Raw genomic sequence first — 16,236 nt, 5'->3', positions numbered from 1 at the left:
TGCCTCCTTAGAATCCTTGGCCGATGACAAAGTTGAACTGCATGTCGCCCACTTCGGTGCGCTGAGTACCGCTATAGGTTTCGCCCACATCAAGCGGCCAAGCAAAGTCGAAGCCGATAATACCGAGCATCGGAACAATCACGCGGAAACCGAAACCGATATCTTTCTTGAGGCTCGTCGGATCCCATTCGTTGAGCGGGTTCCTGGAGGGTTCGGGCACCTTGGTACGCGGGTTGTAGCGTTCACCGAACACGTTACCGGCATCGAAGAAGAACGGCAACAGGTAGAAGGTCTGCGGTACAAGACCGAGCTGCAGTTCAGCACCCGTGTACTGGTAGCTACGACCCAAGCGGCGATAGCCGATAGAACCCGAGCTGTAACCACGCATCATGCCTTCGTAGCCCATCACGCCACCCATAGTGTAAAGCGTGCGATACTGCAACTGGTCGCCAAAGATCACACCGTACTGGTTCGTAAGGGCAATGGCCAAGCGGTCGCGGAACAGCGGGAACCACCACTTCACCGTAAGTTCTGTCTTCACGAAGTTGAAGTCACTGAACAGCACGTCGTCTGCCCACTGGATATCGAGCACATAGCGAGAACCTTCGGTCGGGAACTGCGGCAGGTTCTTGTCGTCACGCAACAGGCGGAAGTTCAAGGCCGATTCCACACCGGTGTAAACCACGTAGCTGTCGTCAATGTTGGGGCCCTGCTTGTTCATGAGCCAGCTGTAACCGATCTGGCCGTAGAAATAGTCATCGGGCCACTTGAGGCGCTTACCCAGGTAGACAGAACCGCCGTAACGGGTAATGTCGGGGTCGTCATACTTGGACATGTTCCACCAGGAGTAGCTAAGGCTTGCACCCAAGGTAATCGGCTTATCCATGAACCAGGGTTCCTGGAAGCTGATAGAAGCACTCTTCTTGTCGGCACCGTATTCCACGCTGAACGATGCGGCCTGGCCGTCACCCATACAGCAGTTCGGAATAGACACGCTAGCCGTACCCACGACACCGTCGCTTTCGCTATAAGACACGCCCAAGCTGAACTGGCCGGTACCAGCTTCCTTTTCTTGCACGGTAAAGTCGAGGTCCACGTCCTGCTCGCCCACCACCTTGATGTCGGGCACGACCATGTCGAAGTAGTTGAGCTGCATGATTTCACGGAAGCTACGTTCCAACAGGGACTGGCGGTAAGTATCGCCCGGATACAGGCGGACTTCGCGACGGATTACCTTTTCGTTGGTCTTGGTATTGCCGTGAATATGCACCTTGTGAATCTGGGCAGGCAGGCCTTCGGTCATCCTGTAGGACAGGTTCACAATAGAATCGTTTTCGAACGTACGGGTTTCTTCGTACTGGGCAAACAGGTAGCCGTCTTCGCGGTAGGCATCCAGAAGGGCCTTGCGGGAAGCGTCGTACTTGTACTGGTCAAAGACTTCACCGCTGTCGAGGCGATAGGCATAGGCAAGCATCTTGTCGTTGAGCACTTCGTTACCTGAGAAGTGCAAGCCACCCATGTAGTACTTGCGACCTTCAATCATGTGGATATGAATGAGAATCGAGCTGGAGGTCTTGATATTGTCGTACTTGTTGAGGACCGGGAACATGTCTTCGATCATGTAGCGGACCATCAACTTTTCTTGATAGGTAGAACGCTTCTTGACCTTGCGCAAAGAATCGATCTTGGGGTTCTTCCACTTGCGACCATCGACAATGTCCAGGAATTCCTTACGGGCATTTTCGTAGCGGATAATGTCGTTCAGCATCTTCCAGGCGTCTTCTTCGGCCTTAACCGTGACCTTAGGTCTAGACACCCACGGCATTTCGCCCACTTCGCGGTGCCTGCGGAAGAAATGAGTCACCTGCATGGTGGGCTTACCCGCCATCTTGTAAAGCGGCGTCGCGGAGTCACCCAAAGCGAGGTTCAACTGCTTGTAAAGGACTTCCAGGTTTTCGCCCAGCGGAACCATGCGGCCCATATAGAACAAGCAGGTGGAGTCCGGCAGGTATTCGGCGCTGTATTCAGTCAATTCTGCATCCAGGTAACCGAAATGGCGAATTGCGTTCAACACCGTGTCGCGGTCAGCCTCAAAAATGTTTTCCTTGAATTCGCCGCCGCCCCACCACTGGTCAAGCTTTGTAACCATGTGTTCCATGATATCTTCGGCGGGCACATGGTCGTTGCCCTGGATATCGAACTGACGGACTTTGACCTTTTCACCCTCGCGGATAAGGAAGGTCACCATATTCTTGTTTTCGTCGACCGGCGTTTCGCGGTAGCCCACTTCGGCCAACAGGTAGCCTTCGGCGCGGTAGAAGTCCAAAATAGCCTGACGGTCGCGTTCCAACTGGCTCTTGCTATACACCTGACCCGGAATCATGCGGATCTTGAGTTTCAAATCTTCTTCGGATTCTTCGTCGCAACCTTCGAATACGGCCGTATCCAAAGCCGGGAGTTCCTTAATCTTGAAAATGAGGTCGACATCGGTGCCATCGCCCACGTAGTCGATCCAGGCGGTCACATCGTCAAAAAGGCCGGATTTGTAAAGGGAAGTCACCGAAGACTGCACCTTTTCGGTCAGGGCCGTCGGAGAATAGCTTTGACCATCACGAATCCCGATACGGCTAAGGACAGCGCGATCGTCCATGTGGACGGTACCTTCGACCTTGACCTTATGGATCTTATTTTCGACCATATAGCTCTCGGACATTTCGGACATGTCCAAAAGCTGGGCCTGAGCGAGCCCTACAAACACAGCAATAAAAAACAGCCAGCGAAAGCGCAGAATAAACCTACCTATAAACAAAATTCGGGACAAAAATACAAAAGTTATAAGCGGGAGACCTATGCCGACCTTTCCAAAAAGTAAAAAAAACGGCATTTTTAGTGTTCGCACCCCACACTTTTTATATACATTCAGGGTATGACACAACAAGCACTGAGATTATCCGAGATTACTATTTCGAATCTGCGTTCTATTCAGAGGCAGACGTTTCCTCTCAGTAGCTTTACCGCGCTCATCGGCTACAACAATGCGGGCAAAACGAACATCTTGATGGGTATTCGCTGGCTTTTGTCCAAATTTTCGCTGGATATTTCGTATTTTGACGACCCCAACGACCCCGTAGAAGTCACTGGCGTTTTTGACGGCATTACGGAACAGGTCCTGAACCGTTTGGGCGAAGAATACGCCGCCGAAGTGCGACCGTTTTTACAGAACACGCCGCAAGGCCCTGGCCGCCTGCGCGTCAAAAAAGTGCAGCGCATTCCCAACGAAAATCCGGAAGCGCTCGAGCTTTTCGTATTCGTGCCGAGCAATCACCGCAAGGGCGACAAACGCGAATGGGTTCGCCCCAGTGAAGCGTTCAAGTTCGCTTACCACCGCATGTTCCCCGAATCGATCGCCATTTGGGATTTTGAAGGGAACCAGGCGTTCACCAAGCTCCTGCACGAAATTTTCAAGCCGCTGGAACGCCGTTTCGGCAACGAAATCAACACGCTTTTGAACAAATTCAGCGACCTGCTTTCGCCCGACAGCGAAAACCGCGCCGCCGAAATCGAGACCTTTGACCGAGAAGTCAACGAAAAGCTTTCGCCGCTGTTCCCAAGCGTCAAAGTGGAATTCGACATTCCCATGCCGACCCTTGAAACATTCCTCAAGAGCGCAAGCCTCAAAGTCATCGACGAAGACGACGGCTTTGAACGCGACATTAGCCGCATGGGCGAAGGCAGCAAGCGCGCCATCCAGATGGCTTTGGTGCGTTATCTAGCCGATGTCAAGAAGCACCACCACAACCATTACCTTAGCCGCACGCTGCTGCTCATCGATTCGCCGGAACTTTACCTGCACCCGCAAGCAGTAGAACTCGTGCGCGTGGCTCTCAAGAACCTTTCGAACGAAGGCTACCAGGTGGTATTTGCCACCCACAGCGCCCAGATGGTTACCAGCGAAGACGTAAGCACCTCGCTACTCATCCGCAAGAACAAGGAACGCGGCACCTACATGCGCAAGCGAATGGAAGACGCCGTGCACCAGGTGGTGCAAGATGCTCCCAGCCAGCTGCAGATGCTGTTCAGCCTTTCAAACAGCAACGAGCTCCTGTTTGCCGACTATGTACTTTTGACCGAAGGTAAAACAGAATGGCGCGTGCTTCCCGCCTTGTTCGAACGCATTACCGGGCAGTCTTTCGCCCTCATCAAATGCGCCTTGGTCCGCCAAGGCGGCGTAAGCAACACCCGCAAGAGCATGCAGGTGCTCGATGCCATGGACATGCCCGTGCGCGCCATCGTGGACCTTGATTACGCATTCACCACCGCGACCCGCGACGGATTCCTGGAACCGAACGATCCCGACATCAAGTATTGCCGCGACCTGTTCCGCGAACTCGCCTTCCACAATCATTTGCGCTTGGTAAACGGGCTGCCCGTCAACAAGCACAGTAACATTAGCGCCTCCACCGCTTATGCCATGATGGCCGAAATGGAAGAAGCGCAGCAACCCATCCGCAGCATTCACGCCAAGCTCCGCAACCAAGGCATTTGGGTGTGGACGCGCGGCGCCATCGAAGAACACTTGGGTCTCGAAGCCAAGAATGAACAGGCTTGGAGCAAGTTCATCGAACGCAGCAAATCATCGAACTTTATAAAAACTCTCCCCGACTACGCAAGTATCGAGGAACTGTGTAATTGGATTATTGAAGGCAGCCGCGGAAATTAATTAGACAAAAGACCCTCGGACAACCGAGGGTCTTCTCATATACAATATTGCGAAGCTTATAGACGAATTAGTACGTTCCAAGAAGGCTGCGAACCTTTTCCATCATAGCTTTAGACTTAACTCGAGCCTTCTCCTTACCGTAGGCAAGAATCTTGTCGATTTCTTCGGTATGGCTGAGCAGGTAGAAGTACTTTTCGCGAGCAGGGCCGAGGTGTTCTTCGAGAACGTTCTGGAGTTCCTGCTTGGCGTGGCCCCAGCCCATGCCGCCAGCGCGGTAGCGGGCAGCCAAAGCCTCAGTCTGTTCCGGAGTTGCAAACAGCTTGTACAGCTTGAACACGTTGCAAGTATCCGGATCCTTGGGCTCTTCGATGCCCTGGGAGTTCGTCACGATCTTGCCGATTTTCTTCTTCAAGGCCTTGCTTTCGAGGAAGATGTCGATGACGTTGTCGTAGGACTTGCTCATCTTGCGGCCATCGAGGCCCGGGATGATACCCGTGGTTTCCTGGAACACGGGTTCCGGAATGGTGAACACGTCTTCGCCAAAATGCTTGTTGAACTTGATGGCGATATCGCGGGCAAATTCCACGTGCTGTTTCTGGTCCTTGCCGACCGGCACGATGTCTGCGCTGAACATCAAAATGTCGGCATCCATCAAGCACGGGTAGCAGTAAAGACCCATGTTCACGTTGGCATCCGGATCTTCGCCGGCGGCTTCGTTCTTCGCCACCTTGTCCTTGTAAGCGTGAGCGCGGTTCATGAAACCCTTCGGCGTAAAGCAGCTCAAAGCCCAGCTGAGTTCGAAAATTTCAGGAATATCACTCTGCTTGTAGAACAAGCCTTCTTCCGGGTTCAGGCCGAGAGCAAGCCAGGTTGCAGCAATCTTGTAGATGTTGGCGCGCATTTCGGCGCCGTTCTGCACCGTAGTCAAAGCATGGTAATCGGCAATGAAGTATACCGTATCGTAGGTCTTCGAAAGTTCAAGAGCCGGGCGAATTGCGCCCAAGTAGTTACCCAAGTGAGGAGTGCCGGTGGGCTTGATGCCCGTGAGTGAAATTTTTTTCATGGAACGATTTTAGGGTTTATTGTTTATTGTCTTTTAAAAGCTTGTCGAAATACACAATCGTCTTTTCGAGGCCCTGACGCAAGGGAATCGTCGGTTCCCAGCCGAGAGCGGATTTTGCAAGGTCAATGTTCGGACGGCGCATCTTAGGGTCATCACCCGGAAGCGGCTTGTACACGATCTTGCTTTTGGAACTCGTGAGTTCAAGAACTTCTTTAGCAAGTTCAAGCATCGTAAATTCGCCGGGGTTTCCGATGTTGACCGGTCCAATAATCTTGTCCTGGTTCATCATGCGGATAAAGCCTTCGATTAAGTCGTCTACATAGCAGAAGCTACGGGTCTGGCTACCGTCACCGTAAATGGTGATGTCTTCGCCCTTGAGCGCCTGCACAATAAAGTTACTGACGACGCGGCCATCGTTCATGAGCATGCGCGGGCCGTAGGTGTTAAAAATTCGCACGATGCGGATATCCACATTGTTCTGGCGGTGGTAATCCATGAACAGGGTTTCGGCGACGCGTTTGCCTTCATCGTAGCAGCTACGGATGCCGATCGGGTTCACGTTTCCCCAATAGTCTTCGGTCTGCGGATGCACGGCCGGATCGCCATAGACTTCGCTGGTGCTTGCCTGCAAGATGCGTGCTTTTACGCGCTTGGCCATGCCAAGCATGTTGATGGCACCCATCACGCTCGTCTTGATGGTCTTTACCGGATTAAACTGGTAATGGATGGGGCTTGCGGGGCATGCCAAGTTAAAGATGCGGTCCACTTCCAACAGAATCGGTTCTGTCACATCGTGGCGGATCAGTTCGAAGCGATGATTGTCGCGCAGGTGGTCGACATTCATCAAACGACCCGTAAAGTAGTTGTCAAGGCAAATAACCTCGTGTCCGTCGTTCAAAAGACGTTCACACAAGTGACTTCCCAAAAAACCAGCCCCACCAGTAACTAGACAGCGCATATTAAGCTCCAATTATATGAGCATAATATAGCTATTTAACGATCTGGTTCTTGCCGTGTTGTTTACCCCAGTACAGCTTTTCGTCCGCCTGGCGGATGTATTCCTCGTAGTCAGCAATACTTTCACCCGTGCAAAGGCCGATCGTCGCCGTAATGGAGACGCGAGTCCCCCTATGATAAATCACCTGTTCCGAAAGTTTGGTTCTAAAACAGTTCAAAATACCCTCAGCTTGGGCACTATCCGCCTGCGGCAAATACAGCACAAATTCTTCACCACCCCAACGAACTGCCACGCCATTCTGGGGAAGGCAACTTTCAATACACTTGCTCACCGCAGCCAAAACCTTATCACCCGTTTCATGGCCGTATGTATCGTTAATTTTCTTGAAGTCATCCACATCCAACATAGCCACGGAGTAAGAGGTTTCTTTTTCCTCTTTGCTACGTTTCATGATACCTTCAAAGAATCGACGGTTATAGAGTCCGGTCAGCATGTCATGATTACTGTTGTAGTCCAACTTTTCACGAGTGGTTCTCAGTTCCACCAAATAAAGGTTGGTCAAATAGAACAGCGAGAACAGCGTAATGATCAAGTTCAAGACTTTCACAAAAGAGCTGTGAAGCAGAACCAAATCCATCAGTTCTGGATAAAGGGAATAATTAAAAACGGAAATCAAGCTAATTGCAACCGCAAGCGCAGCACCAATAAGCTGATATATGTGTTTTTTCCTGTTGGAATAAGGCAGCATAAAGAAAATCACCGCCTCCATGCCAATAACAAAAGTCAAGGTACCAAAATGGCCGCCAGAAATCAATTCCGTCATGGCAGAGAATATAATGATTTCAAAGTAGGCGAAAGAAATTCTGAGATTTTCGTTCTTAAAAAAAGTCAAGAAAATAACGTATATCGCAGAGCTGACGGCATTCAAAACGACCAACGGATACAGTCCAAATTCCCAGAACAGGAACACGTTAAAAACGTGGACGCACAGACACATAATCAAAAAGATTAAGGTCCGATTCTCCGAAAGATTTTCGAGAATCTTTTTTGGCATATGTCTTTCCCCTTCTTACTTGAGAAAAATTATTCTTCCTCGGCGTCCCGCGACTCTTCGCTGTAAGCAGAAGTTGCCGTCCCGTTCAACGCTACCAGACGAATCCCTCGCAGCGTCAAAAACGGATCGTATTTATCAATCAAGGATGTTCTACGAGCGATGGTTTTCCCCCAACCACCGGTCGCATAGACGGGCATGTCATCGCAGCCCATTTCCTTCTTGATTTTTCCGATCAGGAACTCCAACTGAGCAAGGAATCCATACAGAAGACCAGCGCGGATTGCGTCATCGGTATTGTCCGCCACTACAGCATCGGGCCATTCAATCGTCACAGGCAAAAGACGCGCGGCCTTTTCCGTCAAGGCATCCAGGCTTGCGTTAATGCCGGGAATAATCACGCCACCCGCAAAGGCGCCATCCTTCATGACGTCGAAAGTGGTAGCGGTCCCCATATCCACGACAATCGCATTCTTGAAGCCAGCCTCGCGCATGGCAACCACATTGCACAAACGGTCGGCACCGGCCATAGACGGGTTCTGGTAATTAATCTGCAAACCCATGCAGTTCTTGGAATTCACCACCTGCACACGTTTTTTAAGCAAGGAATCCAAAGCCTTGATCCAAGGGCGTTCCAAAGCGGGCACCACGGTAGAAAGTCCCACGTGGGTAATCTCTTCGGACTTAATCTTGGAGAACCTCAATAGGCCGCCCACTTTATTCATCACTTCATCAGAGGTGGTTTCCTTGCGGGTGGTCAGGCGCCAATAATCAACAACCTTGGTATCCTTAAAAATGCCAATCACCGTGTGGGAGTTGCCCACATCGACCACAAAGGAAATCGTATTCTTCTTTTCAGCAGTCTTTTTCATCTGTAAAATAGTCTTTTCCTTAAAAGATATAATTTTTTTTCAAATCTTGAGGATTTCTATATATGTATACATGACCAATTTATGGTATACGCTTTTACTCGTTCTAACCGCCGCCATCTGGGGGTCGGGCTTTGTAGCCCAAATTGAGGGCAACGCCTTCGGGCCGTTCACCTTTTCGTGCATACGTTGCTTTATCGCGGCTGGCTTTTTGGCCCTGATTTTCAAGATTCTCGACATTTTCGGCAAAAGTCCGCGCAGGCCTCACAACCGCGAGGAGCGGATTCTACACTGGAAAGCCGGATTCTTTTGCGGGCTCGCCTTGTGCACGGCCATGAACCTGCAACAGCTGGGAATGTTTCTCGGCACCCCAGCCGGAAAGTCCGGTTTCCTTACCGCATGCTATATCGTGCTTGTACCCATCGTCAGCTTATTCATTGGCAAGAAGACTTCAATCAAGACTTGGCTATGCGTCGTCATCACGACCTTCGGGCTTTACCTGCTCTGCATCAAGGACGGTTTTTCATTGGAACTTTCGGATGGTGTTTCGCTGCTGTGCGCCCTCGCCTTTTCAATCCATATTTTGGTCATCGACAAGTTCGTGAATCGTGTTGATCCGATTTGCGTTTCGGCGATCCAGTTCCTCACTATCGGCGTTTTGACGGCACCGCTCATGATTGTTTTCGACATGAAATTCCCTGTTATGGAATTTAGCACGATTGCTGCCGCGCTTGTCAATCCAAGAGCCGTCGCAGGACTTTGCTTTGCCGCCTTCTGCTCTAGCGGAATCGCCTACACGTTACAGATTGTTGCTCAAGACAAAGTAAAACCCACCATCGCTTCGCTTACGATGAGCCTGGAATCGGTTTTCGCCGTGCTTGCGGGCTGGGCAATTCTAGGGGAACAACTTTCAGCCCGCGAAATCTGCGGTTGCGCCATCATGATGGTCGCTATCGTTTTCGCGCAAATTAGGCGCTAAAAAGCAAGCGACACGCCCTGTTGATAAAAATTAACGTAAAAAATCGGAACAAAAGTTTCCACTTTTAAAAAAAGAATATATTTTATTTACACATTTACGAGTGCAGAATTCACTACACTCTAATTGGGATTGGATGTATGAAGAAATATAAATACTTGTTGCCAGTGGCAATTATTGCCACCGGTTTTTGGGCATGCGGCGACGAGAACACGACCGCTACCGAATGTACCACAGAGCAGTGTCTCATTGACAAATATGGCGAATTTAACATAGATTCGGCAAATTTAGCCAATCAGCAGACGCCTGTCGAGACAATCGACTTTGAAATTAACGAAGGGCCGAACGTGATTGACGTTCCGTCAGACTCTTCGGGAGCAACCACCCAGGAACCGGTCGTAACGCCTCAAGATTCCAGCCAAACGGATAGTCTCGCCAATGCTCAAAACGACTCTATTCCAAATAATTCTTACACATCTTCAAGTTCTTTGACCTCAGAACCCGTTGTCGGATCTTCGAGCAGCGGACACCATCACCACACTTCTAGCAGCTCTGCAGGCGACGTGAAACCCGCCGAATCCAGTTCCAGCGAAGAAGAAGTCATTCCGCCGACACCCGGCAACGACTTCGTGGAAGACCACCGCAGCGAATGCCAGATCGGTAACATCCCGACGAGCGTGAACAACGCCAAACTCCCGGACCCGTTCATGGGACTTGACGGCAAGCGTATTTCTAGCAAGGCCGATTGGAAGTGCCGTCGCGAAGAAATCGGCGCCATGTACGAAAAACTCATGTTCGGCGAAAAGCCGCGCAATCCCGAAAAGGTCGAGGGCAAGAAGTCCGGCAACAAGTACACCGTCACCGTTACCGACAAGGGCAAGTCCGCCTCCTTCGACGTCACCATCAACAGCGCCGGCACCAAGGACAAGCCGAAGCCGGCCCTCATCGGCCTGGACCAGGGATTTGGCTCATGCGGAAGCCTCGGCTCCTCGACCAATGGCTTGGACATCGCCATGATAACCTTCAATACGAACAATGTCGCTCCCGAAAACGGTGGCGGCAAGTTCTTCCAGCTTTACAACGGCGGCCAGGGCACCATTATCGCCTGGGCATGGGGAGTGAGCCGTCTGATCGACGCTTTGGAAAAAGACCCCGATGCAGGCATCGATGTCAAGCACCTGGCTGTTAGCGGTTGTTCCCGCCTGGGTAAGGCAGCCCTCGCCATCGGCGCTTTTGACGAACGCATCGCGCTCACCATTCCGCAGGAATCCGGTTCGGGCGGCGCATCGCTTTGGCGTGTAGGCGCCCAGGTCAACAAGCAGAAGGGCAAGCAGTTTGTGCAGGGTCTGAATAGCGCGGGTTCCGAAGGTAACTGGATGATCAAGTCGTTCAAGAACTACGATGGCAAGGAAAACACGCTCCCGTTCGACCAGCACATGCTCGTAAGCATGGTCGCTCCGCGTCCGCTCCTCATCATTGACAACGCGGGCCAGGAATGGCTGGGCGAAGTGCCGTCGAACTACTGCGGCCAGGCTTCTCTCGAAACCTACAAGGCTCTCGGCGTGACGGAAAATTACACCTATAGCCAGGAAGGCGGCCACGCGCACTGTTCGCTCCCGAACGGACAGTTCGACGAAGTCAAGGACTTTATGAACAAGTTCCTGCTCGGCAAGGACGCCAAGACGGGCAAGATCGACTACAGCAAGAACACCCAGACCATCAACTTCAACAAGTCCGAATGGATCGACTGGGAAACACCCACTTTGAACTAGCTCCCCTAGAAAACCAGACACCTCGAAAGCCCTTCGGCGCAAGCTGGGGGGCTTTTTTACATGCTCTTTTTGCATATTTTTATGCGTTTTTACCTTTTTTAAGGGTCGTTCACCTTGACAAAGCCCCTAAAATTTTCTCTATTTGGAGGCACATTTTCAAGTTTAACCCTTAACGGAGAAACAACATGCCTTGCGGAAAGAAAAGAAAGCGCAGGAAGATTGCGACTCACAAGCGTAAGAAGCGCCGTCGTCGTGACCGTCACAAAAAGAAACTTCGCTAATATCCGTTAGCATTCTATTGTGATTTCCTGTTAAAGACGGAGTGTAAAAGCTCCGTTTTTTAATTTTTTTTGTTTTACGGGCTTGCCCAAAGGAATCAAAAAATGATTGATCGCAACAAGCACTTCCTCCGCCTCATGGACTGGAGCGAAGAAAAAATCCTGGAAACTATCGAAATCGCTTCTCGCCTGAAGGCAGAAGTCCACGCCGGCAAGGTGTCTGACCGCCTGCACGGCCAGAACATCGCCATGTTCTTCGAAAAGCCCTCGCTGCGAACTATCACCACATTCCAGGTAGGCATGAACCAGCTCGGCGGCCACGCCGTATTGCTCGCCCCCGATTCCATTGGCCTTGGCAAGCGCGAAAGCGTCAAGGACGTCGCCCGTTGCCTCAGCCGCTGGGTGAATGCCATCGTGGTCCGCTGCTTCAAGCAGGACCTGGTGGAACAGCTCGCCGAATACGGTAGCGTGCCGGTCGTGAACGCCTTGACCGACGACTATCACCCGTGTCAGGCAATCGCTTTTGCCCAGATGATTTGCGAAAACCTCGGCGGTTTCAAGAACGCCGATGGCAAGCCGAAGACTGTCGCCTTCATCGGTGACGGCAACAACGTCGCCAACTCCTTCCTCGCCCTCGCCTCCAAGGTGGGCATGAACTTCACGCTCGCCTGCCCAAAGGGTTTCGAACAGCCCGCCAAGGTTGTCGAAGAAGCTCAGGAAGGCCTCAAGAAGCACGGTTGCCAGTACCGCGTATTCCACGATCCGAAGGAAGCCGTCAAGGACGCCGACATTCTTTATAGCGACGTGTGGGTCTCCATGGGCCAGGAAGGTGAAAAGGCTACGAAGCAGTCTCACTTCTTGCCGTTCCAGATCAACGACGAACTTTTGAAGCTCGCTCCGGCTCACTGCAAGGTCAGCCACTGCCTGCCGGCTCACCGCGGTGAAGAAATCACGGACTCCGTGATGGACAACCTCGACGTGAACATGAGCTTCGAAGAAGCCGAAAACCGTTTGCACGCTCATAAGGCTGTTCTCTGGCAGGTCATGCCGCCATTCAACGCCTAATAGCGGGAAAAAGTTAAAATTGTCATGCCCGCCTTGTGCGGGCATCTCCTTTTTTAAGGAATCAAAAATGTCCTTCGTTCAAGATCTTAAAGAAAAAGTTTTAGGCGGTTACGAAATTACTCGCGAAGAGGCTATCCAGCTTTTGAGCGAAGATTTGCAGGAACTCTGCGATGCCGCGAACGAGATTCGCGAAAAATTCCACGGAAACGACTTCGATTTTTGCTCCATCGTGAACGCCCGCAGTGGGCGTTGCTCCGAAAACTGCAAGTACTGCGCCCAGAGCAGCTACTACCATACCGGTGCCCCCGAATACAAGCTCCTCAGCGCCGACGAAATCGTGGCTGATGCCAAGAAGAAAGAAGCCGCGGGCATTCCGCGTTACTCCATCGTGACCTCGGGCCGTACGCTTTCAAACCGCGACGTAGAACAGATTGGCGAAGCCATTCGCCGCCTCAAGAAAGAAACAAAACTTTCCGTATGCCTTTCGGCAGGACTCTTGAACCGCGAGCAGTTCGACAAGCTCAAAGAAGCAGGCCTCACCCGCTTCCACAACAACCTTGAAACCTACCGCAGGCACTTCCCGGACGTGTGCACCACGCACACCTACGACGACAAGATTGGCGCTCTGCAAAACGCCCTTGCCGCAGGTCTTGAAATCTGCAGCGGCGGCATCATGGGCCTCGGCGAAACCATGGAAGACCGCATCGACATGTGCCTTGACCTCCGCAAACTCGGCGTCAAGTCCACGCCGGTGAACGTGCTGAACGCCATCCCGGGCACGCCCTACGAGAACCTTCCGAAACTCACGAACGACGAGTTCTGCCGCATCGTGGCCATCTACCGATTCATCAACCCGAAGGCATTCATCCGCCTCGCGGGCGGCCGCGGTGTACTGGGCGACGACGGCAAACGCGCCTTCAAGAGCGGCGCCAACGCAGCCATCACCGACGACATGCTTACCACCGCCGGCGTCAACAGCTGCAAGGACTTCGAGCTGGTTAAAGGCCTCGGCTTTACCCCGCACGGGTTTATCGGCTAATATATTCCAACTTGGAATATCGAAAACAAAGAAAATCGTACCACTTTAGAAATAAAGTGGTATATTAGTGATTGAGCCCTTCTGGTGGATAAGAAGCGCCGGCATCGCAGCCGTTCCAGTCAGCAAACGCGAGCCGCAAGTCTCTAGACGAGACAGACCCACCAGAGCGGCTTTTTTTGTACTCCATTTCCCGGACGCAATGCGCTCCGGGATTTTTTATTCTTTCGCAGGTTGATTCCAGGGGAAGGCGACCGCGGAACTATCGCCAGCGCCTATAGAGATGGTCCTGTTTTCCGGAGCTTGATCAGGAACATTCAACGCAAGCGAAATAGGAAAAGCGAAAAGACTGGCCACAACTAAAGACCCGCCCACAAATGTTTCAAGCTTTGTATTTTTACCGGTAAGCACCGGCAAAAATTTCGCAATTTCTTCGGCATCACGCCTTGCAGTATTCGTCGACTCGACTGCATTCATCATGCGCTTGCCGAATTCGCTGTCTTTACGGGCCACAAGCAAATGGCCGTACACAACGTCTCCCTTACGGATTTCCAGAAGGATTTCCTTATCGAAAGTGCGGTCAAATCTGCAGCTGTGGGCCGATTCGCAGACTAATTTGCCATTCTGGTAAAAATCGTAATCATTGCCTTCAGAAACCGTCACCCAGAAACCATTTTCAGAAACACTCTTCCAAGAATGCCCCGAGCACCCCACAAGTACTATTGTCAACAACAATGCAATAACAGATTTCATCATTACCACCACACCTGCACGCTAGCACTCCACCCATGGGCATTGTTATAGCCGTCATCAGACTTTTTCTCAAGATTGCAGAAGTTGTACAGATAACGGACATCTAAAGCGAAAACCGTTTTATAATCGACAGGTTTAAAAAGAACACCCGTCTTCAAGAAAAAGGCAAAGCCTTCGGGAGCTTCGTCAATCTTGTACTTTTTAGAATCGTAGTCAAGATAAATTAAGCCGGCACCAGGCCCCACAAAAGGAGAAACTGTTCGGCCATCAAACACATAGGCAGCCGAAAGAAACGCGCCCAAATAACTAAAATCGTCACCCAGCCCTTCGTCAAAGCCCCAGTTTACATCTAGCGACAAAAGGAGGTCCTTGCGAAGGTAATTCGCAACCAAATCAACCGATGGCGCGGCAGCAAACTCCGGAGCAGCGAACCCGATTGCACCAAGGCCAACGCCCAATTTAAAACGGTCCTCCTGATCAAACTTCTTTGTATTCACGACTAAATTTGCAACAGGGGCAAGATCTTCTGGCGTATAGGCCATGTGCTTGCACGTCCAGATTACATCTTTATCGTCGGAATCCATCAAACTATAAACAATCACGATGCCATTTTCCCAGCTCAGCATCTTGATTTGCAAAACGAAGTCGCTTTCGGATTCACCTTCAACTACCTGCACCTCATTTTTATCTATCAGGGATTCCTTGGTCAAGCGCACAAGCTTATCGGCATAATCCTGATGCACTCCGTCCAATTCCACAGTGGGAATGCACACGTTTGGTTTCGCCCAAAGCATGGCACACAAAAGAACAATTAAAGCAGCACAGAATTTCATAAATGCTTCAATTCATCAATAGAGAATGATGGCGCCCCAACTGAATTTCGACCAGCCGTCATTATACATCAAGGATTCCGGGCTGTACTCCATATAAAAACCAAACGGTTTCTTCAAATCGAAAAAGGCGTTCACCCCCAGAGTCATTACGTTTTTACGGAATGCATAGGCCGGATAGTTTTCATGTCCATCGCCCCAAATTATCGGCATCGGGTCATAGTTTTCCACCGTAGAGCCACCACTATTCAAGGCCATTCTTTCGTAATTCGCATAGGCTCCCAGCGCAAACGATTCGCCTAGATTGAATAGGGCGCCCCCACCAACATTGTACAGGATAAATCCATCAAAGCGTCCCTTCGGATTTCTCACTTCGGAATCATAGTATTCTTTCTGCTTGTTGGAATAATAGCCGCCCACAAAAGAGGCTCCCGCCCCCAAATAGAACGGGCCAACCCACTGCACAAAACTCGGCCTAAAGCCGACATCCATCGGGATCGTTACCGGAACAGACAGGAACAGGCCTCCTTTTTGCCCCGCGAGCGAATAATCAAACGAACAAAGGTTAAAGTTCGCCTTGGCCGAAAAGCCTCCCACCGTAGTGCTATAATGCGGAGAAGAAATCATATGATCGTCGTCTGATGACACCGACATTATCCCCACGTCAATAAAGCGGTATTTGTTATCCCCTTTCGAATACTTGAGAACCGCCGCCTCCCCCAGCATGTTTCCAGAAGAAGTGACAGCGCACCCCGTAAAAGAGAGCATAAATGCCGCCATAGCGAGCAAAGCAAAGATTCTTCTAGCAATCAAATGATTCATGGTGGCAAATATAAATTTCCTTGCAAACAAAAGAAAACACCCC

The 16,236-nt window shown here is 51.1% G+C and carries 13 protein-coding genes; 5 read left to right on the top strand and 8 right to left on the bottom strand.

Annotated elements, in window-relative coordinates; genetic code table 11:
* Positions 1–7: 7 nt before the first annotated feature.
* Complete coding sequence (locus tag B7989_RS11430) at positions 8–2,698, bottom strand: outer membrane protein assembly factor (RefSeq protein WP_233144395.1); 2,691 nt, start codon at positions 2,696–2,698, stop codon at positions 8–10.
* 228 nt (positions 2,699–2,926) lie between these two features.
* On the opposite strand from B7989_RS11430, the gene B7989_RS11425 reads away from it, so the two are divergent.
* Positions 2,927–4,720 (top strand): ATP-dependent endonuclease, encoded by a 1,794-nt coding sequence (locus B7989_RS11425; RefSeq protein ID WP_088628613.1) that lies wholly within the window; start codon positions 2,927–2,929, stop codon positions 4,718–4,720.
* Between the two features lie 67 nt (positions 4,721–4,787).
* Here the strand turns inward: B7989_RS11425 and trpS are convergent, their stop codons facing one another.
* The 4 genes from trpS to B7989_RS11405 form a co-directional block, all read right to left on the bottom strand.
* The gene (trpS, locus tag B7989_RS11420; RefSeq protein WP_088628612.1) at positions 4,788–5,783 is read right to left on the bottom strand and encodes a tryptophan--tRNA ligase; all 996 of its coding nucleotides are present in this window, start codon (positions 5,781–5,783) and stop codon (positions 4,788–4,790) included.
* Positions 5,784–5,799: 16 nt separating this feature from the next.
* Positions 5,800–6,741: a UDP-glucuronic acid decarboxylase family protein gene (locus B7989_RS11415; protein ID WP_072798431.1), complete on the bottom strand. Its 942-nt coding sequence runs from the start codon at positions 6,739–6,741 to the stop codon at positions 5,800–5,802.
* A 31-nt stretch (positions 6,742–6,772) separates the two neighbouring features.
* Positions 6,773–7,738: a GGDEF domain-containing protein gene (locus tag B7989_RS11410; RefSeq protein ID WP_158212909.1), complete on the bottom strand. Its 966-nt coding sequence runs from the start codon at positions 7,736–7,738 to the stop codon at positions 6,773–6,775.
* Between the two features lie 86 nt (positions 7,739–7,824).
* Complete coding sequence (locus tag B7989_RS11405) at positions 7,825–8,664, bottom strand: type III pantothenate kinase (RefSeq protein ID WP_233144394.1); 840 nt, start codon at positions 8,662–8,664, stop codon at positions 7,825–7,827.
* Positions 8,665–8,734: 70 nt separating this feature from the next.
* Here B7989_RS11405 and B7989_RS11400 point away from each other — a divergent pair, with 70 nt between their 5' ends.
* The 4 genes from B7989_RS11400 to bioB all read left to right on the top strand — a co-directional run bounded on the left by B7989_RS11400 (position 8,735) and on the right by bioB (position 13,791).
* The gene (locus B7989_RS11400; protein ID WP_088628610.1) at positions 8,735–9,640 is read left to right on the top strand and encodes a DMT family transporter; all 906 of its coding nucleotides are present in this window, start codon (positions 8,735–8,737) and stop codon (positions 9,638–9,640) included.
* Between the two features lie 137 nt (positions 9,641–9,777).
* Positions 9,778–11,409 carry a hypothetical protein gene (locus B7989_RS11395; RefSeq protein ID WP_088628609.1) on the top strand — a complete coding sequence of 544 codons (1,632 nt, stop codon included), beginning with the start codon at positions 9,778–9,780 and terminating at the stop codon, positions 11,407–11,409.
* Between the two features lie 383 nt (positions 11,410–11,792).
* Positions 11,793–12,752 carry an ornithine carbamoyltransferase gene (argF, locus tag B7989_RS11390; RefSeq protein ID WP_088628608.1) on the top strand — a complete coding sequence of 320 codons (960 nt, stop codon included), beginning with the start codon at positions 11,793–11,795 and terminating at the stop codon, positions 12,750–12,752.
* A 67-nt stretch (positions 12,753–12,819) separates the two neighbouring features.
* Positions 12,820–13,791 carry a biotin synthase BioB gene (bioB, locus tag B7989_RS11385; protein ID WP_088628607.1) on the top strand — a complete coding sequence of 324 codons (972 nt, stop codon included), beginning with the start codon at positions 12,820–12,822 and terminating at the stop codon, positions 13,789–13,791.
* Between the two features lie 216 nt (positions 13,792–14,007).
* Here the strand turns inward: bioB and B7989_RS11380 are convergent, their stop codons facing one another.
* From B7989_RS11380 to B7989_RS11370, 3 genes are read right to left on the bottom strand one after another with little or no spacing between them, the layout of a single operon-like run.
* Positions 14,008–14,544: a hypothetical protein gene (locus B7989_RS11380; RefSeq protein WP_088628606.1), complete on the bottom strand. Its 537-nt coding sequence runs from the start codon at positions 14,542–14,544 to the stop codon at positions 14,008–14,010.
* Positions 14,544–15,335 carry a hypothetical protein gene (locus tag B7989_RS11375; RefSeq protein WP_233144392.1) on the bottom strand — a complete coding sequence of 264 codons (792 nt, stop codon included), beginning with the start codon at positions 15,333–15,335 and terminating at the stop codon, positions 14,544–14,546. Before B7989_RS11375 ends, B7989_RS11380 begins: the two co-directional genes overlap by 1 nt.
* A gap of 54 nt (positions 15,336–15,389) precedes the next feature.
* Entirely contained in the window at positions 15,390–16,193 is an 804-nt protein-coding gene (locus B7989_RS11370; protein ID WP_144265045.1) for a hypothetical protein, read from the bottom strand.
* Between the last annotated feature and the right edge of the window lie 43 nt (positions 16,194–16,236).

The sequence above is a fragment of the Fibrobacter sp. UWB5 genome (genome assembly GCF_002210295.1).
Classification (GTDB): Bacteria; Fibrobacterota; Fibrobacteria; order Fibrobacterales; family Fibrobacteraceae; genus Fibrobacter.
This window is presented reverse-complemented; position numbering and strand designations above follow the sequence as displayed.